Origin of the sequence: Rhizobium sp. Leaf321 (genome assembly GCF_001423215.1) — a bacterium.
Taxonomy (GTDB): Bacteria; Pseudomonadota; Alphaproteobacteria; order Rhizobiales; family Rhizobiaceae; genus Neorhizobium; species Neorhizobium soli.
Genome location: NZ_LMOF01000005.1, coordinates 191,090 through 213,378, shown reverse-complemented (window position 1 = coordinate 213,378; position 22,289 = coordinate 191,090). Strand labels below are relative to the sequence as shown.

Genomic DNA, 22,289 nt, shown 5'->3' with positions numbered 1-22,289 from the left:
TTCTCAGCTGCTCTCACCTTCAATCAGGTCCATGGGCCATACCAAACGTTTGACGGCATCGGGGTAGTGCAACTTGTATTCCGGCATGACAGACAACAGACCCTCGGCAAGGCTTATGCCGAGATCGCGAAGAGAAAGACTGAAGCAGGTTAGGCTTGGTTTGAGAAACTGGGCCTGCGGGCTCTGCCGCCCGATGATGGCGATGTCCTTGCCGGGCATCAGCCCGACCTCTTCCAGCCCACGGTAGAGCCCGGTCACCAACGTCTCGTTGACAAGGACAACAGCCGTCGGACGGGTTTCGCAGTCCATGATCTGACGAGCCACGCCATAGCCACCCGTTTCGCTCGGCGTGGCACGAAAAATGTGCTCCGGCGAAAGCGACAGATTGTGCCGGGCAAGAACCTCCTGGGATCGGTGAACGAACAGATGGCCGAGGTTCAGATCACCATTCGGCCAGATCAGGCCGATGTGCCGGTGACCGCTTTTCACAAGCCGCTCGATGGCGACCTCTGCCATGCCCTCGAAATCCAGATCGATCCAAGGCTGGCCGACATCGGTCTGGCTTCGCCCCAAGGTGATGAAGGGAATATTGTGGCGAGCGAGCAGTTCGAAACGCGCATCGTGGAGACGGGTGGCAGAGAGAATGACAGCATCCGCGAAGCCACGCGCGACGACGCGCTGAAGATAGGCGTCCGGGTCTTGGTCGGATGAACACAGCAGTGCGACGAGATCGAGCTTGTGACGGGCAAGGACGGTTTGCACGCCGTCAAAGACACTCATAAAGAACGTGTCGCCCTGGCCTGTAATTTCGGGTCCCGTCTGCATCATGAAGCCGATGACGCCTGTCGACCCCTTGCGCAGAGAACGCCCCGACTGGTTGGCGACATAGCCCAGTCTGGTGGCCGCTTCGAGAACCCGGCGCCGAGTCTCTTCATTCACGTCCGCCTTTCCGTTCAAGGCGCGGGACACAGTTCCTATTGATATATCTAGATAATTTGCCAGCTGGCGAATGCCCTTCATGAACTGCCTTTCCGCGGACCCGAATGCGTCGCCCAAAACAATATTGACAAATTCTGGCTCCTGTCCATACTACCGTAAACGTTTACGGAAAATCGGAAGAGGAGTTTTGATTTCCGTAAGGAGGAGGATACCAGTGACATACAATGCTGTTTTGTGTGGATGCGGAGCTATGGCCAAAGGCTGGCTCCGGGCGGTGCGGGACACGCCCCACATCAAAGATGCCATAGAAATCGTTGGCCTCGTTGATCTCGACCGAGCGACAGCTGAGGCGCTTGCAACCGAATTCAATCTTCAACAAGCGGTTATCGGGACGGATCTGGAAGTTGTTCTCGCGGAGACCAGGCCAGACATCCTGTTGGATGTCGTCATCCCCAACGCTCGCCATTCGGTGGTCAGCGCCGGCCTCGCCCATGGCTGCCACGTCTTAAGCGAAAAGCCGATGGCAACCTCCATGGAGGAAGCGCAGGATCTGCGCCGTGCCGCCAGCGCAGCGGGTCGTATTCATGCCGTCGTTCAGAACCGACGTTTCATTGCAGGCGTCCGCCGCATGCGTCGTCTGGTCGAAAGCGGCGCGATCGGCGAGGTCACGGGCATTCATTCCGATTTCTTCCTCGGCCCACATTTCGGTGGCTTTCGAGAAGAGATGGAGAATGTCCTGCTCCTCGACATGGCGATCCATACGTTTGATGCAGCGCGTTTCGTGTCCGGCAAGGCGCCCCTCTCGGTCTATTGCGTTGAAACCAATCCGGCCGGCTCATGGTACGCCCATGGCGCTGCGGCCAATGCGATTTTCCGTTTCTCGGACGATGTGGTCTTTACCTATCGAGGTTCCTGGTGTGCCGAAGGCGAGCGCACCAGCTGGGAAAGCGCGTGGCGCATTGTCGGCTCGAAAGGCATGCTGACCTGGGATGGCCAAGATACGTTTAGGGCTGCCGTTGCCGGGAACGATCCCGGCCTCCTCCCGGGCTTTACGTCAATCGACGTCCCTGCCCCTGCCAGAGACGAGGAAACCCACGGCCACGCCAGCGTGATCGCCGATTTCCTCGATGCCATCAGCACCGGGCGCGAACCCGAAACAGTCAACCACGACAATATAAAAAGCCTGGCCATGGTGCTTGGCGCCATCGAAAGCGCCAAGTCGGGCCAATCCGTCGACATTTCAGCATAGGGACCGTGACATTGATCAACCAGCAGGAAAAATCCATTCGCATCGGCACCATGGTCAGCGCCTCGAAGGGGCAGGCTGCAGAACGCATTGCGCAGATCGCCGACATGGAGTTTGAAAGTTTCGAGCCCTTTTTCTGGCAGACGACCAATGGCCAGGACATTGCCGAGCTCGGCAAGCGCTGCCGCGAGGCGATTGGAGATCGCGACATTACAATGTCGACACTTGGCATGTTCGGTAACCCGCTCGAAGAGACCGACATGGACCTTCAGACGTTGCAGGGTTGGAAGGATTGCATCGACAACGCCCACCATTTTGGAGCGACGTGCGTTGCCGGCTTTACCGGCCGCATCCGCAACAAGCCGCTGCCCGACAGCCTCCCACGTTACAAGCAGGTTTGGAGTGAGCTGGCCAAGCGGGCGGCGGACAAGGGTGTGAAAATCGCTTTTGAGAACTGCGCCATGGACGGCAACTGGGCGACGGGCGACTGGAATATCGCTCACAATCCGGATGCCTGGGAGCTGATGTTCAACGAGACCCCCGATGACAATATTGGGCTTGAATGGGAACCCTGCCATCAGATGGTCTATCTCATCGACCCACTGCCGCAGATCCGCAAATGGGCTTCGAAGATCTTTCACGTCCACGGCAAGGATGCGACCATTCGGTGGGACGTCATTCGCGAACATGGCATTTTCGGCAAACATCCGTTCGTATTGATGCGCACACCCGGTTTCGGCGACAGCAACTGGACGGACATCATCTCCGAGCTGCGACTGGCGGGCTGGTCCGGCTCCATCGACATCGAAGGCTGGCACGACCCGGTCTATCGGGATGGACTGGAGATGACCGGACAGGTTCACGGTCTCAATCACCTGAAACAGGCGCGCGGCGGCGATTTCGTCGTCGACCCGGTTTAGATCGTTCAATGTTGGCGCGGCAAGGAGGAGGCCGCGCCGCGCGAAAGTGCATTCCGGAGAACCACAAAGGAGGACAATATGGGTATCCGAACATATACGATCGCCATCGCTACGGCGTTTGCAGCAACTGCATCGCTCTTTGCGCTCAGCGCTCAGGCAGAAGACGTCAAGCTGACGCTATGGTCGCTCGACCGCGACATTCAGCCCGCCCCCAATCTCATCAAGGAATTCAACGCCCAGAAGAACGGCATCCAGATCGAATATCGCCAGATTCAGTTCGACGATGTGGTCAGCGAGGCGATGCGAGCCTATTCGACCGGTAAAGCACCTGACATTATCGCAATCGACAACCCAAATCATGCCATGTTTGCGTCCCGCAAGGCATTTCTGGACCTTACCGACATGATTGCCGGTTCAAGCACGATCAAGCCGGAAAACTACTTCCCCGGCCCGCTCGCCTCCGCCACCTGGGACGGAAAATATTACGGCGTGCCGAAAGCGACCAATACGATCGCGCTTTATTACAACAAGGACCTGTTCAAGGCTGCGGGTCTGAATCCGGAAAAGCCGCCGCAGACCTGGGACGAGTTGCTCGAGACCGCCAAGAAGCTGACCGACCCATCCAAGAATGTTTACGGCATCACCTTCTCGGCCAAAGCCAATGAGGAAGGCACGTTCCAGTTCCTGCCCTGGGCACAGATGGGCGGCGCCACCTACAAGTCCATCAACAGTGATGGGGCTGTCCGGGCGCTGACGATCTGGAAGCAATTGCTCGACGGCAAAATGACATCTCCCGACACATTGACGCGCAGCCAGTGGGATTCCACGGCAACCTTCAATGCGGGCAATGCGGCGATGGCGATATCCGGACCTTGGGAAATCGACCGCATGGTGACCGATGCCAAGTTTGACTGGGGAACCGCGCTCTTGCCAGTGCCGCAGGAAGGTGCCGAGCGCTCTTCCGCTATGGGCGACTACAACTGGGCGATTTTCTCCAATACCAAACATCCGGAAGAGGCGTTCAAGGCGCTTGAGTTCTTCGCCTCCAAAGACGTCACCATGTACAAGGATTTCGGCCAGATCCCTGCCCGTTCCGACCTGCCGATCCCGCCGACCGGAAATGCGCTTAAGGATGCGGCCCTCAAGACCTTCGTGGAACAGCTGAAATATGCCAAGCCACGCGGCCCTTCGCCAGAATGGCCGAAGATTTCCAAGGCAATTCAAGATGCCGTCCAGGCGGCGCTGACCGGACAGATGGAGCCTAAGGCCGCGCTCGATCAGGCTGCAGAGAAGATCAAGCTTATCGAAGGCTGAGGCAGGACTGCCTTTCTCAGGAGCCGAGGGCACTCGTGCCATCCACCTTTTCCTCCCGGAAGGAGCTGTCTCGTTCGTCAAGAGCGGACAGCTCCACACCGGATCTTATGGGGTTTCCATGAAAAGGATACTTTCCAGCATCACGGACGGCCGCGGCTTCGACATTGGCCTGGTCGGAGTTCCCTTTGCCTTCCTGTTCATTCTTGCGGGCTTGCCCTTGCTCTACAATATCCTGATGAGCTTTCAGGAAGTGGACATGTTCAGTCTGGGAAGCATCATCAGGCCATTCGTCGGCTTCAAGAACTACATCGATCTGTTCAAGCAGCCCGAAACCCTGCCTATTCTCTTCAACACCGTCATTTTCGTGGTCGGCTCGATCGCAGGCCAGTTTCTCATCGGGTTTGGCCTTGCGCTGTTTTTCTGGGTCAACTTTCCGGGATCATCGTGGCTTCGTGGATTATTTCTGGTCTCTTGGGTCATGCCGGGTCTGGTCGTCGGTGCGATCTGGAACTGGATACTGTCGGGGGACTTTGGCGTCCTGAACTTCTTTCTGCGTGAAAGCGGCCTGATCGACAGCAATATCTTCTGGCGCTCAGACCCCAATTTCTCGCTCTGGGCGGTCGTGCTCGCCAATATCTGGCTTGGCACATCGTTCAATATGATCCTTCTGTCCGTCGGTCTTTCCGCCATACCCGGCGATCTCTATGAAGCAGCCGAGCTGGACGGTGCAAACGCCTGGCAGCGCTTCTGGACCATCACATTGCCCATGATGCGCTCCACCATCGGTGCGATCATTTCGCTCGGGCTTATCTTCACACTGCAACAGTTCGATCTGTTCGCGGCAATCACGGATGGCGGGCCGAACAACTCATCCAATGTCGCGCAATACTGGGCCTGGGACCTCTCCTTCCGGCAATACGACTTTGGCAAAGGTGCCACGATCTCGGTCATCATGACTGTGTTCGTGATGTTTGCGGCTATCGTCTATGTGCGCTCGACCCGTCATGAGGTGCGCGGATGACTGAAACCAACCGAAACCGCCTGATGCTCGCCATCGCCATCATCATGGCGGCGATCTACCTGTTTCCGCTCTACTGGATGTACGTCACGGCTCTCAAAACGGGCTCTGAGATGTTTGCCACCCCACCCAGCTTCTGGCCATCGACAGCGCAGTGGAGCACCTTCGCGTATGTCTGGGAAAGCCGGAACATGGGCCGCTACCTGTGGAACTCAACGCTGATCGCCTTTGGATCGGTGGCGCTCATCGCCGTTCTCGGTACCGGCTGTGCCTATGTACTGGCGCGGTACCGTAACCGCTGGGTGGATGTGGGCCTGTTCCTCATTCTGATGCTGCAGGTTCTGCCTGCATCGCTGATGATCACGCCGATCTTCGTCGGGTTCTCCCAAGTCGGTTTGCTGGACTACCCGCGCTTTGCCGTCATCCTGGCGATAGCGGCAAAGAGCATGCCGTTCTTCGTGGTTCTCGTGCGGGCGACATTCATGGCTGTGCCGATGGAGCTTGAGGAGGCCGCATTAGTCGATGGCAACTCGCGCATCGGTGCCTTCTTCAACATCGTGCTCCCGCTTGCCCGCAACGGTATTCTTGTCAGCGCCATTCTCATCTTCATGCAGGCATTCGGCGAGTTCGTCTATTCGAAGTCGATGATCCAGAACATCGAATTGCAGCCCGCAAGTGTCGGTCTCAACTCGTTCATGGGCCCAAACACCAGCGAATGGAACAACATCATGGCGTACGCAACGATGTACGTAACCCCGATCCTTGCCATCTTCGTCCTTCTGCAGCGCCGCATCGTTTCCGGCCTCACATCGGGAGCTCTCAAATGACCAATCAAATCGAATTGTCGGGCGTCAACAAATATTACGGTGCCTATCACGCGCTGAAGAACATCGACCTCACCATTCGCAAAGGCGCTTTCGTCGCCCTGGTGGGACCGTCCGGATGTGGCAAATCAACGCTTCTGCGCGCCCTCGCAGGGCTTGAATCGATCTCCGAAGGTAACCTTGTTATTGCCGGCGACCGCATGAACAATGTACCGCCCCGCAAGCGGGATCTCGCCATGGTGTTCCAGTCCTATGCGCTCTACCCGCATATGACGGTTGAGGAAAACCTCACCTATAGCCTGCGCATTCGCGGCACCAAGAAGGCGGAGGCGAAGAAGGCGGCAGAGGACGTGGCCGCCATTACCGGCCTGTCGGACCTGCTGCATCGCTATCCCCGCGAACTCTCCGGCGGACAGCGACAGCGTGTCGCGATGAGCCGGGCCATTATCCGCAATCCCAAAGCCTTTCTGTTCGATGAGCCACTGTCCAACCTCGACGCCGCCCTGCGTGTCCATATGCGCAAGGAAATCAGGGCACTGCATGACCGGCTTGGCGCGACCTCGGTCTATGTCACGCACGACCAGATCGAAGCGATGACAATGGCTGATCACGTCGTGGTCATGCGCCAGGGCGTGATCGAGCAACAGGGCCAGCCGCTTGAACTCTATGACCGACCGGTCAACCGTTTCGTTGCCGGATTTATAGGATCGCCGGCCATGAATTTCATTCCGGCAACGACAGGACCGGATGGAAGAAGCCTCATCCTGGATCTTGGCCGGCCACAGACGATCGGTCTCGACAGAACCATTCCGGCCAATCGAAATCTTGTCGTCGGTCTGCGGCCCGAACATCTTACCATCGCCGAAGACGGCAAGGGTTTGTTGGAAGCACCAGTGGCCTTGGTCGAGTCGACAGGGTCAACGACCTTCGTCACAACGGCAACGACGCCCGAATGTGTCGTCGTCGTAAATGGGCGGGTTCCAATAACCGGCGGTCAAACCGTCGGATTAAATTTTCAGCAGGAACACATTCATCTGTTCGATGCGGAAACGGACAGTCGGATTGAATGATTGATGCCTATGGCGACAAGCGTAACCACGCTCTTGAGCCGGGTGGCCGCGTCCGACGGCTTGCAGAAATCGTTCTGGCCGGTTTTGGTGAGCGCAGCTGGCACCGTTGTTTTTCCGCTGCGGCTTTCTTCTCTGCATTTTCCCCTTGCGGTCCGCCAATTCTGACCCGCCACACCCCCATGTTCATGGCTGGCGCGGTTTGGGGATTTGCTCAATAATCCTTTCTGGCCAAGCCGAGGCCTGAAAGCGAGTGTTATCTTGAACACCCAAACGGAGAGAGCCGGACCTATATCCGTTGTCATCGTCGAGGACGATGGACCAACACGTCAGCGTATCGCTGACGGCCTGTCCGATGCTTCCGCATTTTCGGTTCTTCAGGCGGGAACGCTCTCGGAGGCGCGCCAAGTGCTGAGGTCTGGTTATCCTGATGTGCTTCTGACTGACCTCCAGCTACCCGATGGCCATGGCATGGACCTGATCCGCGACGTCCGGCAGCATAGCCAGACCACCGAGATCTTGGTCATCTCCATCCTGGGCGATGAAGAAAGCGTCATTTCGGCTATTTTACTCGGTGCCAACGGCTATCTGCTGAAGGACGCTCTGCTGACCGACATCGCCGACACGGTGCGCGATCTTATGCGGGGCCACTCGCCAATCTCGGCCTCGATAGCCCGTTTCATCGTCAAACGGACCCAAGGCGTCAAGGATCCCGTCGTCGCGACGGACTTGAATACCGCCAAGCTGACAGCGCGCGAAATCGACATTCTGTGGGGCATCGCCAAGGGTTTCAGCTACGCCGACATCGCGGATTATCTGGGTATTTCACGCCAGACCGTTCCCGGCTATATAAAGAACATCTATCGCAAGCTCGAGGTGAATACCCGCGGTGAGGCCGTATTCGAAGCCTTGCAGCAGGGCTTGATAAAGCTTTAGGATGAAAGCTGCCGCTCACCAAGTTGGAAGGATGGCTCGACCGCGTGGCAGGATCGGCTGGCTGCTGCTGTACCTGGCGCTGCAACCTGTCTTCATCGTCCTTTGCATCCTGGCCCGCCAGATCGGCCCGCCCCTGCCTCCCGCGGTCTATGAACTGAGCGGCGTTGAGCTTCAAGACGCGACAGGCCAATTCCGTTCTGTGGACCTCCCGGACTTTCGCCCCGTCTCCGAAGACGCAACCTCCTCCGCGATTTATCGCGTCTCACTCGAACGACCGACTACACAGAAAGATGTGGCATGGAGCATTTTCGTGCCGCGCTTTACCACGGGCGTACAATTCGAGGTTAACGGCTCAATGATCCACGATACGCACCGGAATGTTATGAGCCGCAGACCCGACCGCAATACGTCCGCCATAGCGACGATTCCGGAAAGCCTGCTGCATGAGGGGCGCAATGAGCTGATCATTCACCTCGTCACATGGGGGCCGGTCGGCGGCTATCTGGACAGCGTTTATGCCGGTCCGGACAAGGTCCTGAGACCGGTTCACGATCAGCGGTCGATCATGTTCGAGACCCTGCCCCTCATACTCGTTGCCGGACAGGCGACATTAGGAGCGATCCTCGGCCTGATCTGGATCAACCGCCGGAACGATCGCAGCTATGGGCTGCTTGCGCTCGCCATGCTGATCGGTTTTTTTCAGTATTTCGTCTCGATGCCAGCATCACCACAGACGCTCGGCCTCGTCGGCGCTGCCGTTGTTACGCAAGCGCCGCTGGTTCTGCACTTCATCGTACGCTTCATCGACATGCCGCCACCGCGATGGCTTCATCTCACATTCGTACCCGGCATTATTATTGCCTTTGCGGGCCTTACCGGACAGCATGATTTACTTCACGCCATCTTCCTGCCGCTAGGGCCACCAACGATTGCTCTCTGCGCCGCCGTTGCTTGCGTGCTCTTGGGCAACGCAGCTCTGCACGGAAACCGAAAGGCGCTGATAATGGCGCCTGTATTCTCAGTCATGCTGGGATGCGCCCTGAACGATATCCTGACGGTCAGCCGGCTCATTCCGGGTGAACGGATCTTTATCGGCTGGTTCGGTTATTCGATCGTTCTGATCGTCATCGGAGTTTGGCTGACCTGGCGTTTCGTCCAGGCTTTGAATGATGCCGACAGTTTCGCCGACCGGTTGGTGAAGCAAGTGTCGGAGGCCGAAGTCAAGCTCAGGGCAAGTTTTTCCCGCGAAGAAGAACGCGCAAGGGCGGCGGCTTTGGCATCGGAGCGGACGCGATTGATGCGGGACCTGCATGACGGGTTGGGCGGGCAACTCGTCAGCATCGTCGCTCTTGCCGAACAGCCGAGAGATACAACGAATACAATCGGAGATGCCGCTCGCGCTGCGCTGCGCGATCTTCGTCTGGTCATCAACGCAATGGAAGAGATCGATGGCGACCTCATGCTTGCCCTTGGTTCTTGGAGGGAGCGGATATCAGGCCAGTTGCGCGCCCACGACATGCAGCTGGTTTGGAGCGTACAGTCGTCACACGGACTTCCCGTCTATCCGGGCCTGCGTCCAAGGCACGTTATCCAGGTGATCAGGCTGCTTGACGAAGCTGTCACCAATGCGATCAAACACTCGGGCGCATCGATCGTGACGATCATGATCGAGACCATACCTGGCCCCGACGGCGACGCGAGGGGCCAGATCTCCGTCAGGGACAACGGTTGCGGCTTTGCGGTCGATGCGGTGAATGGGGCCGGGACGGTGCAGGGCCGAGGCTTGCTCAACATGAAAAAGCGCGCAGCCCTCTGCGATGTGACCTTGTCCGTCACAAGCGCACCGCTCGGCACAACGGTCTCGCTGCTGCTACCCGCCGACTTCCCCGAAGCCACCCAAGGGGGCTGATGCCCGCGGGGAGCGCGCGGATAAGGTCATAGGAACCGAGCGCGGAGACACTTCCATCGCCTGGACTATCTGATGCCGAGACGGTTCCTCGGGCCACCACGATTGACCGGCGCGACACCGAGACCGGGTGCGCGAACGCCCGGCCTGCGGACACACCCAACCGGCAAGCCCGGAGCAGTACAATAGATCGCGGTCCTTGCCACGGGACGCGCCACGCAACCAAGCGGAACCCCCGGCGCCGTGCAGTAAACGACCACCGCGGCCGGGGGGCGCACCACGCAGCCTTTTGGGACGCCGACGGCGTTGCAATACACGACGGCCGCCGCCGGCGCGGCCATGAAAATTGGCGCTGCCAGCACGGCAAGATAGGTAAGGGCCAATGCGGCCTTGAAACCATTTGGGCGATGTTTCATGGCGAATGTCTCCCGGATTCTAAACTGCGCCGACGGATACCGGCTTGACCCCATCATGCCCGTTTCCGGTACCGCGAATACGCCATGAACATGGGGTGGATGCGCATCTTAAACGCACTTAATGGTTGAAACTATCGATAGCTCGCCAGGCCGGTTTGCCGGGCGAGCCGTAGTTTCTCTGCAAGTGCGAACGGGACTGGCACGATGGACGTCTCCGCGACTGCAACAGGCCCGTCCCCGGCCCCCGATCAGTCTGTCGTCAACGTCGCGGACTGGATCGTCAGTGCAGAGCAGGTCGTCGATCGTCTCGAGACGGCGTTGGTGGACACGGCGCTTGCCCTGCCACATCTTGATCAGGAACTGTTATGGGCGGGCACGGTGTCCATGACCTCGGCGCCCAGGGTTCTTGCCCTCAGCCTTGGCGCCGGCGGTGTCGTCATGCTGATTTTTCTGCTCAGCAGTTACGGTCTGAGAGGCCGACGCGAGGCTGCCGCGCGCGAACGCGTCCCATTCCTCGCCGTCTTGAAACGGACGGCCTGGAGCCTTGTGCCGTTGCTGGCCGCCATCGCAGTGGGGCGCGCAATAGCCGTTCGACTGCTGAGCGCCGATCCGCTCGGGGACGGCTTTGCCAGGGAGTTTCTCGTTTCCGTCATCTACTGGCTGTCTGCCATTACCTTTCTAGGCATTGTCTTTTCGCCCCGCACTCCTCATTTGCGGCTTCTGCCGCTGGACGAGAGCGGAGCGGAAAAAGGACTTAGGCGAAGCGCCGTGATCCTGGCGTGCGGATACCTGATGGTGTGCCTTCTGGCCGCAGCCGCCCGCGTCGGCATGCCGCCGAACTCTGTGCGGCTGCTGGCGATACTCGGCGCGTTTTCCATGATGGCGGCGGCTTTGAGATTACTGCATCTTCTGCGCCGTCACGGCCTGACGCCGCTGCTACACATGGTCGCCGCCTGGATGATCCTGCTGGTGTCAGGCTTGTGGATATGGGGCTGGCTGATGCAGCAGTTTGACCTGTACCAGGGGATCAAGGGAACAATGATCGCCCTTATGCTGGCGCTGGCCTTCGATCGCTCGATCGCCCTCTCGATCCAGCTGTCGCGCAAGCCCGAGGTGATGCGTCGACTGTTCGTGGTGAGGGTGGTGATCGATGCCTTGGCGGCAGCTGTCATCCTCAGGCTGATCGTCGAGTACTGGCTGGTCGGCACACTTGCGGTCATCCCGCAACAGGATTGGCCGCAATACTCTCGGCAGATCAATTTTTCGCTTTTGGTGTTGGTGCTCGCTGCCGTGCTCGCCGCGGTTACCCACGCATGGGTAGAGTCGCGCATGATGCCGGAGGAGGCTCTCACCTCGCTGGAAGACGCGGAGTTGCACCTTGCGCGTATGACAACGGTTCTGCCGATCCTGCGTGTGGTCTTGCTGGGGCTCATCGGATCGATTTTCTCGCTTGTGACCCTGTCGGTTCTGGGGGTCGACACCACTCCCATCATAGCCGGCGCCGGCATTTTGGGTCTGGCCATCAGTCTCGGGTCCCAGGCGTTGGTGAAGGACGTAATATCGGGCATTTTCTGGATGCTGGACGATGCTTTCCGGCTCGGCGAAGAGATTGAGATCGACTCCACTCCCGGCAGGGTGGAGCAGATACTGATCCGCAGTCTCAGACTGCGCGGCTTGGATGACAGGCTGCATACAATTCCCTACGGCCAGATCGAGACCGTTGTCAGCCGCAGTCGCGGACTCGTCCTCGCTCGGGTGAGCCTGAGACTGGAGAACGAAACGGACGCCGTCGGGCACGCGCGGTTACTGCGGTTGGCGGCGTCGACCCTTCGAAGCGAAACCAGGCTTCAGGCCGATATCATCGGCAAGATCGCCATCAGCCCGCCTGAAGCCCATGTGCAGACCAGGGAGCTGGTGTTGAGCTTCAATTTGGCGCGTGCCGCAGCGGTGACCGCCATTCCCCTGATCCGCTCTCTGCTGCTTGAAGTGCTCAAAGCCTCCGGCTTCGATCTCGCGCCAGATGGCGTCCATGTCTCCCTTGCTGAAAGGCGCGCCACGGCAGCCCCGGTGGCTGGCACGCTGGACGAGGTGCAGACCCCATGAACATGGGATGGCTTCAGTGCAGCCTTTGGTTGATCGTGCCGTCCAGCATCGCAGGGACATTGACCAGTCCCTTGAAGCAGGTCCTGCGGCCTCGTCGCGAAGAACTGGTCCGGATTAGCTGATGCTGGCAGTTCCGCCACTGAAGAATGGACTGCTGACCGCGTCCGCCCGGCAGGAGGCTCCCGACACAGGGATCAACCTGACGGATATCGCAACACTCAAAGGAGATCGAAATGGCAAACGTTAAGCTGATCACCCCTGTTCTGGTCGTCTTCGGGGGGCTCGCCGTCGCTTCGAGCGGCTATGCGCAACAGGAGGCCTTCATGACCGCAGACAAGAACGCCGACACGATGCTGGACCAACCCGAATTCAAGGTTTTTATCGACACGATGGCAGCGTCCGGAAAGCCGATAGCCCTCAAGGTCAAGCAGGCCGGTCGCTACAACCTGGCGTTTGGCCGGATCGACAAGGACAAGAACGGACTCCTGACGCCGAACGAGTTGCAGTCGCTGAAATAGCTGCCGCTCCCTGAGCAGGCCTGCCACGACATGCGCAAGGGAAGGATCTTTCCATGAAACATGCACTGTTGCCCGTGGTGGCCGCAGCTCTGCTGATTGGCTGGGTCGGGCAGGCCTGTGCCCAGGCGGAGAAGCGGAAAGTCGTGGTTGAGGCACCTACCCTCGTCGAGGTGACGCTGTACCTGGAGACGACGGGAACGTTCCGCGCGGTCAACCAGGTTGACCTCGTCGCCCGAGTCTCCGGTACGCTCGAGAAAGTGAACTTCAATGACGGCGACACCGTGCGAAAAGGTGACGTCGTCTTTCTCATAGAGCCCGAACCCTATCGCATCAGCCTCGCAGCTGCCGAAGCAGAACTGCGTCAGCAACAGGCCAACCTGCAACAGGCGGTCTCAAACGCGGCCCGGCAGGAAGGACTTTCTGCCAAGCAGGTCGTATCGCTAAGCGCAAATGAATCGGCGGTGGCACAGCGACTGGCAGCCGAGGCACAGGTCGAGGCCGCCAAGACCAAGGTGCGAAGTGCTGACATCAACCTCAGCTACACGGAAGTGAAGGCGCCGTTCGACGGTATCCTATCCGCACGCGCGGCCGATCTCGGCGCCTTTATCAATGCCGCTTCGGCTCCGAAGCTCGCCTCGCTGGTCGAACCGGACCCGCTCCACGTAATCTTTTCGGCCGATGAGCGGCAGGTAATCGCCATTCGCCGCGCGATGGCTGAGCGCCATATAGACCTGAGGAGCCTCGGGGCGATCCGGGTTGAAGCCGGTCTTCAGGGTGATGCGACCTACCCTTACAGTGGATATCTCGACTACATCGCGCCAGAGCTGGATAGCGCGAGTGGGACCATGACCCTTCGCGGCGTTATTGCCAACACGCACCGCTTGCTATCGCCGGGCATGTTTGCCCGCGTCCGAGTCCCGATCGTCACGCGCAAGGCACTGACCGTGCCGGAGGCCGCGATCGGCAATTCCCAGTTGGGCCGAACGCTTCAAATCGTCGATGCCGAAGGCAAGGTCGCAGCCGTCAAGGTCGCGCTCGGAGAAAAAGCCGCCGGCGGCCGACGGGAGGTTGTCAATGGCGTGAGAGAGGGCGACCGCGTGATCGTCAAGGGCGGGGCTGGGTTGCGTGCCAGAGAAGTCGTCGAAGTCGTGACGGCACTCGATTGATCTGCTTACAGAAACAGGGAATGCCCCAGGATGGCCAGGTTCTTTATCGATAGACCGGTGCTTGCGAACGTGATCGCGCTCCTGACCGTCATACTCGGTCTGGTGGCGCTGGTCGGCCTGCCTGTCGCACAATATCCGAATGTCGTACCGCCCTCGGTGCAGGTGACGGCACGCTATCCCGGTGCCAACGCCGAGACGATCGTCCATGATGTGGCATTGCCGATCGAGCAAAAGGTCAATGGGGTCGAGGGCATGCTCTACATGCAATCGACCTCCACCAGTGACGGCACCTACGCACTCACCGTGACCTTTGCCATCGGCACCGATCCCGACGCGGCGCAGATCCTTGTGCAGAACCGTGTGGCGAGTGCGACGCCTTCCCTTCCGGATGCCGTACAGGCACAAGGCGTGCAGACGGCCAAGCGCTCGACGGCTATTCTGGCGATTGTAGCACTCACCTCCGACAACCCGGATCATGACAGCCTGTTCATGACCAATTATGCAACCATCAACCTGATCGATCAGATCGCTCGCATCCCCGGCGTCGGTAGTGTTTCGGTTTTCGGCGCCGGCAACTATGCGGTGCGCATCTGGATGGATCCGGACCTGATGGCGGCACGCGGTCTCATGCCGTCAGATGTGAACAACGCGATCCGTCAGCAAAGCCGCACATCGTCCGCCGGCCAGCTTGGCCTTCCACCGGTGCCGGAGGGGCGCGATTTCCAATACACGCTGAAGCTCGACTCCAAGCTCGCCGATGTGGCGGCCTTCGAAGACATCGTCCTGCGCGCAAATGACAATGGTGATCTTGTGCGCCTGCGCGACGTGGCACGGGTAGAGCTGGGTGCTCAGCAATACAGCCAGGATTTCAGTCTCGATGGAAAGCCGGCGGCAGGCCTCGCACTGTTTCTGTTGCCCGAGGCCAATGCGCTTGACGTCGTAGCGGCGGTCAAGGCGAAACTGGAGGTCATGTCGACCGACTTTCCCGAAGGGCTTCGCCACTCCGTGCCGTTCGACACGACGCTGTTCGTCAAGGCCGCCATCGATGATGTCTACCACACCCTGGTGGAAGCCGCGGTCCTCGTGCTGGTTGTCATCCTCATCTTCCTGCAGGATTGGCGCGCGATGCTGGTGCCTGCCACTACGGTGCCTGTCACCATCATCGGCGCCTTCGGCGCATTGGCCTTGTTCGGTTTCTCCATCAATCTTTCCACCCTGTTCGCCATCATCCTTGCCATCGGCATCGTGGTTGACGATGCAATCATCGTGGTCGAGGCCGCTGCTCGCCATCTCGATGACGGAAAAACGCCAACGGAGGCTGCGGCGCTTGCCATGGACGAGTTGATGGGCCCGATCATCGGCATCACACTTGTGCTGCTTGCCGTGTTCCTCCCGGCCTCCTTTCTGCCTGGCCTCAGTGGCGAAATGTATCGCCAGTTCTCGCTGGTCATTGCCGCCACGGCCCTGATCAGCGCGGTCAACGCCGTGACCCTGAAGCCGACCCAATGCGCCCTATGGCTGAAACCACATGCCCTGAAGCCGCGCAAGAACGTCGTCTACCGCGGTTTCAACGCAAGTTACGATGCCGTCGAACGGGTCTATGCAGGGCTGGTGAGGGTCATGACCCGTTTCAGTGTGACGGTCTCGCTGGTGGCACTGCTGTTGGTCGCGCTCTCGCTCTCCCTGCTGGCGCAGGTGCCGACGGCCTTCCTGCCGATCGAGGACCAGGGGTATTTTCTGGTATCGGTCCAGTTGCCCGAGGGCGCGTCGCTCGAGCGCACACGCCTCGCAATCGAAAACCTGCGGGGGCGGGTCGAGAAGCTGGATGCCGTTGAAACGGCGGTCGCAATCAGCGGCGTCTCCGCCCTCAACAACAATGCCAGCCTTTCCAACGCGGGTGTCCTCTACGTGATCCTCAAGGACTGGAGCCTTCGCCAACAGGGAGATGACCTGTTGTCGCTCTACACCTACCTGCGGAGGCTGACTGCCGATCTCCCGGACGGACAGGCGCTCGTGCTTCCGCCGCCTCCGATCCAGGGTATCGGCAACGCGGCGGGCTTCACCATGCAGGTAGAGGCCCGTGACGGCGCCTTCGACTATGCGGCTTTGGAAGAAGTGGCGGCCAGCATCGCCCGTGCAGCAGGGTCTGATCCGACATTCCGCGAAGCCTTCAGTCCGTTCCGTGCCGACGCCCCCCAATTTGCCGTCTCGATTGATCGAAGCAAGGCTCAGCGCGCCGAGATCGATGTCGGCGGCGCCTATGACGCTGTCAGCCAGTACATCGGATCGTCCTATTCCGGCCAGATCAACCTCTTCGGCCGCATTTTCCAGGTTTATGTACAGGCAGACGCCTCAAGGCGCGCCGAAGTCGCCGACCTGGAGCGGCTTCGGCTGCGCGGCGCCTCCGGCCAGATGGTGCCGCTGGGCTCGATCGCAGACGTAAAACCGGCCACCGGGCCTGCGCTGATCAGCCTCTACAATCTCTATCCATCCGCTCAAATCATCGGCTCGCAGGCGCAAGGCTATTCGACTGGCCAGGCGCTCGATGCACTCGACGGGATCGCAAAGTCGCTGCTGCCTCACAATTTCGAACGGGAATGGACGGCTGTGTCCTACCAGGAACGAGAACTCGGCGGACAGATTTATCTGGTCTACGGCCTGAGCCTGCTTCTGGTCTATTTCGTTCTGGCTGGCCAATATGAGAGCTGGTACGCACCGTTCAGCGTCATCGCGACCGTCCCGCTCGCGCTGATCGGAACGGCTACGACGCTGCTGTCGCTCAATGCCGCCGTCAACCTCTACACGCAGATCGGTCTGGTGCTGCTCGTCGCACTGTCGGCCAAAAACGCGATCCTGATCGTTGAAACCGCGCGGCATCTGCGGCTGCATGACGGCGCAGAGATTGTGGATGCGGCCATAAGGGCCGCGATCACGCGGCTTCGACCGATCCTGATGACGTCGATCGCCTTCATCCTCGGCGTCGTGCCGCTCGTGCTGCAGACCGGGGCGGGAGCGAGCGCGCAAAAGTCGATCGGGCTCGCGGTTCTGACCGGCATGATGGGCTCAACCTGCCTGACCGTCGTTTTCGTACCGTCGCTCTTCGTCGTCATGCAGAGAATGGAAGAGCGCTTCAAACGTCGCGTTCCAGTTTCAAGCTAACTGTGGCCGGCAAGCAGAGAGCCTTGTAAAGTCGTTCGCATGAAACCGAACCTCCACGTAAGCGCTTTCGTTGCGGGGACCTAGAACGACGCCTTCAGCTGGCCGCCGATGCTCCATACAGGATCGGCGTCTTCGCGAAACGTTGCTGCGGCAGAGGTGTTGACCTGCCATTTTTCGGTAACCATCCACCCGATGCGTCCGCCAAGCGCCGCATAATTCTGGTCCTCTGTGCTGCCCTTGACATCGCCGACCCAGTCGACGGAGGCTTCTACGCCCTTCTTGTCTGCGGACGTGCGTCCTACACCCAGTAAAAGCGTCAGGTCGAACCGCTCATCGAGCTTGCGGCTCCAAGCTAATTCGGCGCCGAGACTGTCAGTGATCGTTGAGCCGGATCCCATCCTGGCGGCGAAGAGATTGTCGGTCTTGTCTTCCCCATAGCCATCGAGGTCGAGCCAGGATCGAGCGAAACGGGTCGACAGCGCCAGTTCGTTGGTATCGTCGGGCGCGTAGATGACACCAACCCGAGCGTAGGACGCAAACAACGATCCAGATGTCGCGCCCCCGGTCTGGATCATCTCATCGATGTTCATGTAGCTTCGGGTGAGCGACGCGGAAACATCGGGCGATCCCCATGCGCCAGCCTCCCCGAAAGCACGCCATGTTGCCGGCGCAGTCGTGTATCGGATACCTCCGGCAAAGAGCGCAAGGTCGTCCGAGAGAGCGTCCGACGCGCTCGCGCTGACGCGTGTTGCGCCCCCAAGCAGGCTGAAGCCGCTGCCAGCTTCCCAGCGAGCGTTAAAGCCCGCCGCCGCGTCACTGTTGCCCGAGAGAGAGACATAGCTTCCGCTGTCGAAGCGCTCGGATTGGCCTAACAGCGTTAGTGCTGTTTGAGAAAGATCGAGTGCAATGGACTGCCGCTGATGTGCAATCTGGTTCATCGAGTCCACGACGGAGCGGGTTGTGGTGAAGCCGAGGCGAGCGAAATCGATGGTATCGAGGAACAGGATTGCGTCCTGGGCCTCATCGTCCAAGGGCCCGGCGGATGTGAGGAGCACTGTAAGGTCGAGTGTGCTCGATCCCGAGACCCCGACCTTGCCACCAACCGCGACGTCGGCATCCACTGGGCCGGACGCCTCGTATTTCAGTATCTCCATCCGATCCTTGAGAGCTTGAATGGACACGGCCAGCCCTTCCGACGTCGAAACAAAGCCGCGATAGTCCATCGCATAAACTGAGTGACCATCCGGCTGTGTCACCGGTACGCTGAGAGAGCAGCGTGTCGTGGCGCGGCGGATACCGGAGGCACCGCCCGCTGTCGCCGAAAAATCGTCGAACAGATAACTGGTCGCGTTGCCGTCGGGTGATCGGACGCGCGAGTATGTCCCTTCAGCGCATCCGTCTGCTGCGAGCACCAGATCTGGAACAGAGAAATTGACCACAGCAAGCAGCGGGAGGAAACGGCGGATACGCATGACAAAATATTCCCGGCATCGGGGGGGCAGCGACCGTGCTGCCCCGGATTTTCCTTTTTAGCGGCAGTCGCGCCACTGAAGTTGGTAGACGATCGCTGCCTTCACGTCCTGCGTATCAACTGTCGCCATGGCCTCCTGCTTGCGCGTGGTATTGACGCGGATGCTGGAATTGGTGCGCAGGTTTACGTCCTCGCCGCACGCCGACCAGATCAGTGATTCCGCAACGAGCTTGTTTGAAATCAGATAATCCTTCTCGACCGGGCCGTTGAACGTTTTTGTGAATGCCGGGCCACTTCTGCCCGCGAAGAAGTACTCCACATTGAACTGCGAGCGCGCGCCGCGTGGGAGCTGGTTAAACCCGCGGTAATCGATCGCGAGGACCGAAACACTGCGACCCTGCGGGACATGGACCGGTATGGCAACGTTGCAGGTCTTGCGGTCCAGGGATTTGCCGGTATCACCGCCGGCTTCAACAATGTAGTTGTCGAACAGCAGGCTGAGAGCCTTTCCATCAGGGCTGATGGTCGCCGATACGCTGTCAGAAGGGCAACCACTTCCGCCATAGCCTGGTGTGCCAAGCGAGATATCGTCTGCTTGGGCGGCCGAGGCCATAAGGAGAGATGCGAGCAAGAGACCTGCGGTTTTCATGGGGTTCCTCAAATTTTGTCGAACGTGGCGTTCGGTAGCGGCATGACGCGAGTGAGCTGAACTTCTCCTGAGTGGGACATTCATGTCGGAGTCATTCGCCTGATGCCAAATGTCAGTAGGAGAGTTAAAAGATTTTTAACTAAAAGTGGCGGTGAAGGTACTTTTCGTAGGTCTAATTAAGGCAATCCAATCACTTTGCGCGAGAAACCGGATCCATCGAAGCAAAAAGCACTGACCGAGGAGATTCAGATGTTCAGGATTGGCACAACTTTGCGTCTTTCAGCTCTGGCGGTCAGCCTCGGCATTGGCCTGTCGAGTTGCGCTGCGACGGCACCATCCATCCGTTCCAGTGAAGCCGGACCATCTCAATCCTCGCGGGCTGCCGAACACCGGCGCGCGCAGAGGCAAAAAGCGATTGATGGCGGTTATCAGCGGCTTTATCGTCCTAAAGGATGCCGCTCCTCGACGGCATCATGCGATGGATTTCCTCGAATGTCGTTCAAGCTGTCCACACCGGGCACGGCGACGACATAGAATTCACACCGAGCGACGCCCGATGGTGATCGTCTCTACCGCTCAAGCCCGCCGTCACATTTGAACAACCAGCCGGATCACTTCGCCTCGGTGCAAGCGGTCGAAACCTTCGTTGATCTCGTCGAGCCGGATCTCGCCGCTGAGAAGCTTGTTCACCGGCAGGCGCCCGGACTTGTAGAGAGCAACGTAGCGCGGAATGTCGCGGACGGGGACGCAGGTGCCGATATAGCTGCCCTTCAGCGTTCGCTCCTCGGCGACGAGACTGACGATGTTGAGGGGAAGCGTCGCGGTGGGTGCCGGCAGTCCGGCTGTCACCGTCGTCCCGCCGCGCCGTGTCATCCTGTAGGCGCTCTCCAGCGCCTTTTCGGAACCGGCAAACTCGAAAGCGAAATCGGCGCCGCCATTGGTGAGCTGCCGAACCTTATCGACCGCGTCCGCATCGCGGGCATTGAATGTCGCCGTGGCGCCCAGATCGCGGGCGATGCTCAGCTTCTCATCCGAGAGGTCGACGGCGATGACCTGCGCCGCACCCGCCGAAATAGCTCCCAGCAGAGCAGCAAGCCCGACCCCGCCGAGGCCGATGATCACCGTGGTCTGGCCTGCCTGGACCTTCGCCGTATTCACCACCGCGCCGACGCCGGTCAGGACCGCGCAGCCGAACAGCGCTGCTTCGTTGAACGGCAGGTCCTTGTCGATCTTGACGATCGAGCGGCGCGACACGACCGCGTGTTCGGCAAAAGCCGAGCAACCGATGTGATGATGGACCGGCTCGCCATGCGATTTCAGGCGGATGCTGCCTGTCAGTAGTGTGCCCTTGCCGTTTGCTGCAGCGCCCGGTTCGCAGAGCGCCGGTCTTCCTTCCGCACAGGGAAGGCAGTGGCCGCAGCTTGGCACAAAGGCAAGCACGACGTGATCGCCGACCTCGAGATCGTCGACACCTTCACCCAGCTCCACCACTTCGCCCGCGGCCTCGTGACCGATTGCCATCGGCAGCGGTCGCGGCCGGCTTCCGTTGATCACCGAGAGATCCGAGTGGCAGAGCCCTGCGGCACGAATGCGCACAAGCACCTCTCCCTGCCCCGGCGGATCGAGATCCAGCTCGGCGATTTCAAGCGGCTTGCTCTCTGCATAAGGCATGCTCGCGCCTGTCTGGCGAAGCGTTGCGGCTCGGATCTTCATGTCATACCTCTCTGGAATCTGGAATGCGGCGCGTGAAAACTAGCATTGTCTGCACCGCATGCGAAAACTTCCGCCGTCGGTTTCGATCTGCGTGGCGTGCGGCGCCAGGAAATGCCCCGTCATCAGCATAGTCTCGGTGTCGGCGATATCGCCCAGCAATGCTGCCCGCGTAAGCGCGGACTGGGCCTGATTTTCGCAGCCCATGCAACTCAGTTGCGGATATTTGAGCTGGATCGGGTGATGGATGATATCGCCTGAAAACACGCATTCGCGGCCATTGGAATGCAGCCATATCGCGACATGGCCAGGCGTGTGGCCCGGCGCCGGTTTGAACGTGAGGCAGCCATCCAGTTCATACCCATCGTCGACCAGCACGACCTGACCGGTCTCCACGACGGGCAGAACGCTGTCGCTATAGGCTGCAAGATGATGGCCGCCGGGATCGGAGCCGTATTTCTCGGCCCAGTAATCGTACTCTGTGCGGCCAAAGATGTACTTGGCATTCGGGAAGGTCGGAACCCAGCGTCCGTCGATCAGCCTTGTGTTCCAGCCGACATGATCGGCGTGGAGATGGGTGCAACAGACATAATCGATGTCCTCGGGCTCAACGCCTGTTGCGCGAAGACGCTCGAGAAACGGGGTCGAAAGGTTGGACCACTGGGTGCGAGCGTGCCGTTCCTTGTCGTTGCCGACGCAGGTATCGATCAGGATCTTGTGCCGGCCGGTGTCGACCAGCCAGGCATGGATGCTGAGCCTGATCCGATCGCTATCGGCATCGTAGAAAGCCGGTGCAAGCCAGGAACGCTCGCGCTCGAGGATCTCGTCCGTAACGAGAGGGAAGAACGTCTTCATCCGGAACGATGTATCTTCCAGCTCCCAGATGGCCGAAACGGTGATGTCTCCAATGGCAAAACGGGTCATGAA

General features: G+C 59.5%; 19 protein-coding genes. 13 read left to right on the top strand and 6 right to left on the bottom strand.

The window, feature by feature from the left end:
• Nucleotides 1–3: 3 nt before the first annotated feature.
• On the bottom strand, nucleotides 4–1,020 hold the full coding sequence (locus ASF70_RS04665) for a LacI family DNA-binding transcriptional regulator (protein WP_062577848.1): 1,017 nt from the start codon (nucleotides 1,018–1,020) through the stop codon (nucleotides 4–6).
• A 133-nt stretch (nucleotides 1,021–1,153) separates the two neighbouring features.
• Here ASF70_RS04665 and ASF70_RS04660 point away from each other — a divergent pair, with 133 nt between their 5' ends.
• The 9 genes from ASF70_RS04660 to ASF70_RS04625 all read left to right on the top strand — a co-directional run bounded on the left by ASF70_RS04660 (nucleotide 1,154) and on the right by ASF70_RS04625 (nucleotide 10,173).
• The gene (locus ASF70_RS04660) at nucleotides 1,154–2,188 is read left to right on the top strand and encodes a Gfo/Idh/MocA family oxidoreductase (RefSeq protein WP_062577846.1); all 1,035 of its coding nucleotides are present in this window, start codon (nucleotides 1,154–1,156) and stop codon (nucleotides 2,186–2,188) included.
• Between the two features lie 14 nt (nucleotides 2,189–2,202).
• Entirely contained in the window at nucleotides 2,203–3,105 is a 903-nt protein-coding gene (locus ASF70_RS04655; protein WP_062578388.1) for a sugar phosphate isomerase/epimerase, read from the top strand.
• 78 nt (nucleotides 3,106–3,183) lie between these two features.
• Complete coding sequence (locus ASF70_RS04650; RefSeq protein ID WP_062577844.1) at nucleotides 3,184–4,419, top strand: sugar ABC transporter substrate-binding protein; 1,236 nt, start codon at nucleotides 3,184–3,186, stop codon at nucleotides 4,417–4,419.
• A gap of 118 nt (nucleotides 4,420–4,537) precedes the next feature.
• The gene (locus ASF70_RS04645) at nucleotides 4,538–5,440 is read left to right on the top strand and encodes a sugar ABC transporter permease (protein ID WP_062459955.1); all 903 of its coding nucleotides are present in this window, start codon (nucleotides 4,538–4,540) and stop codon (nucleotides 5,438–5,440) included.
• Nucleotides 5,437–6,264 (top strand): carbohydrate ABC transporter permease, encoded by an 828-nt coding sequence (locus ASF70_RS04640; RefSeq protein ID WP_062577842.1) that lies wholly within the window; start codon nucleotides 5,437–5,439, stop codon nucleotides 6,262–6,264. The genes ASF70_RS04645 and ASF70_RS04640 overlap by 4 nt, the downstream gene beginning before the upstream one ends.
• Nucleotides 6,261–7,331 carry a sn-glycerol-3-phosphate ABC transporter ATP-binding protein UgpC gene (ugpC, locus tag ASF70_RS04635; protein ID WP_062577840.1) on the top strand — a complete coding sequence of 357 codons (1,071 nt, stop codon included), beginning with the start codon at nucleotides 6,261–6,263 and terminating at the stop codon, nucleotides 7,329–7,331. Before ASF70_RS04640 ends, ugpC begins: the two co-directional genes overlap by 4 nt.
• The gene (locus ASF70_RS23895) at nucleotides 7,328–7,549 is read left to right on the top strand and encodes a hypothetical protein (RefSeq protein WP_139283875.1); all 222 of its coding nucleotides are present in this window, start codon (nucleotides 7,328–7,330) and stop codon (nucleotides 7,547–7,549) included. The genes ugpC and ASF70_RS23895 overlap by 4 nt, the downstream gene beginning before the upstream one ends.
• Before the next feature lie 40 nt (nucleotides 7,550–7,589).
• Nucleotides 7,590–8,264: a response regulator transcription factor gene (locus tag ASF70_RS04630; protein WP_062577838.1), complete on the top strand. Its 675-nt coding sequence runs from the start codon at nucleotides 7,590–7,592 to the stop codon at nucleotides 8,262–8,264.
• 382 nt (nucleotides 8,265–8,646) lie between these two features.
• Nucleotides 8,647–10,173 carry an ATP-binding protein gene (locus ASF70_RS04625; RefSeq protein WP_162237951.1) on the top strand — a complete coding sequence of 509 codons (1,527 nt, stop codon included), beginning with the start codon at nucleotides 8,647–8,649 and terminating at the stop codon, nucleotides 10,171–10,173.
• Nucleotides 10,174–10,238: 65 nt separating this feature from the next.
• Here ASF70_RS04625 and ASF70_RS23520 read toward each other — a convergent pair whose 3' ends face one another.
• A complete protein-coding gene (locus tag ASF70_RS23520) occupies nucleotides 10,239–10,511 on the bottom strand; it encodes a hypothetical protein (protein ID WP_082471801.1) in 273 nt (90 codons plus the stop codon).
• Nucleotides 10,512–10,790: 279 nt separating this feature from the next.
• Between ASF70_RS23520 and ASF70_RS04620 the strand changes: the two genes are divergently transcribed.
• The 4 genes from ASF70_RS04620 to ASF70_RS04605 all read left to right on the top strand — a co-directional run bounded on the left by ASF70_RS04620 (nucleotide 10,791) and on the right by ASF70_RS04605 (nucleotide 17,532).
• Nucleotides 10,791–12,689, top strand: coding sequence for a mechanosensitive ion channel domain-containing protein (locus tag ASF70_RS04620; protein ID WP_062577835.1), 1,899 nt, complete (start codon nucleotides 10,791–10,793; stop codon nucleotides 12,687–12,689).
• A gap of 233 nt (nucleotides 12,690–12,922) precedes the next feature.
• The gene (locus ASF70_RS04615; RefSeq protein WP_062459967.1) at nucleotides 12,923–13,207 is read left to right on the top strand and encodes an EF-hand domain-containing protein; all 285 of its coding nucleotides are present in this window, start codon (nucleotides 12,923–12,925) and stop codon (nucleotides 13,205–13,207) included.
• Between the two features lie 53 nt (nucleotides 13,208–13,260).
• Nucleotides 13,261–14,373, top strand: a complete 1,113-nt coding sequence (locus tag ASF70_RS04610; RefSeq protein ID WP_062577833.1) for an efflux RND transporter periplasmic adaptor subunit — start codon at nucleotides 13,261–13,263, stop codon at nucleotides 14,371–14,373.
• Nucleotides 14,374–14,403: 30 nt separating this feature from the next.
• Nucleotides 14,404–17,532: an efflux RND transporter permease subunit gene (locus tag ASF70_RS04605; RefSeq protein WP_062577831.1), complete on the top strand. Its 3,129-nt coding sequence runs from the start codon at nucleotides 14,404–14,406 to the stop codon at nucleotides 17,530–17,532.
• 80 nt (nucleotides 17,533–17,612) lie between these two features.
• On the opposite strand, the gene ASF70_RS04600 is transcribed toward ASF70_RS04605, so the two are convergent.
• From ASF70_RS04600 to ASF70_RS04585, 4 genes are all read right to left on the bottom strand, one after another.
• A complete protein-coding gene (locus ASF70_RS04600) occupies nucleotides 17,613–19,004 on the bottom strand; it encodes a DUF4360 domain-containing protein (RefSeq protein ID WP_062577829.1) in 1,392 nt (463 codons plus the stop codon).
• A gap of 57 nt (nucleotides 19,005–19,061) precedes the next feature.
• The gene (locus ASF70_RS04595; RefSeq protein WP_062577828.1) at nucleotides 19,062–19,652 is read right to left on the bottom strand and encodes a DUF4360 domain-containing protein; all 591 of its coding nucleotides are present in this window, start codon (nucleotides 19,650–19,652) and stop codon (nucleotides 19,062–19,064) included.
• 588 nt (nucleotides 19,653–20,240) lie between these two features.
• Complete coding sequence (locus ASF70_RS04590; RefSeq protein ID WP_062577824.1) at nucleotides 20,241–21,365, bottom strand: zinc-dependent alcohol dehydrogenase family protein; 1,125 nt, start codon at nucleotides 21,363–21,365, stop codon at nucleotides 20,241–20,243.
• Between the two features lie 39 nt (nucleotides 21,366–21,404).
• Complete coding sequence (locus ASF70_RS04585; RefSeq protein WP_062577822.1) at nucleotides 21,405–22,286, bottom strand: MBL fold metallo-hydrolase; 882 nt, start codon at nucleotides 22,284–22,286, stop codon at nucleotides 21,405–21,407.
• Between the last annotated feature and the right edge of the window lie 3 nt (nucleotides 22,287–22,289).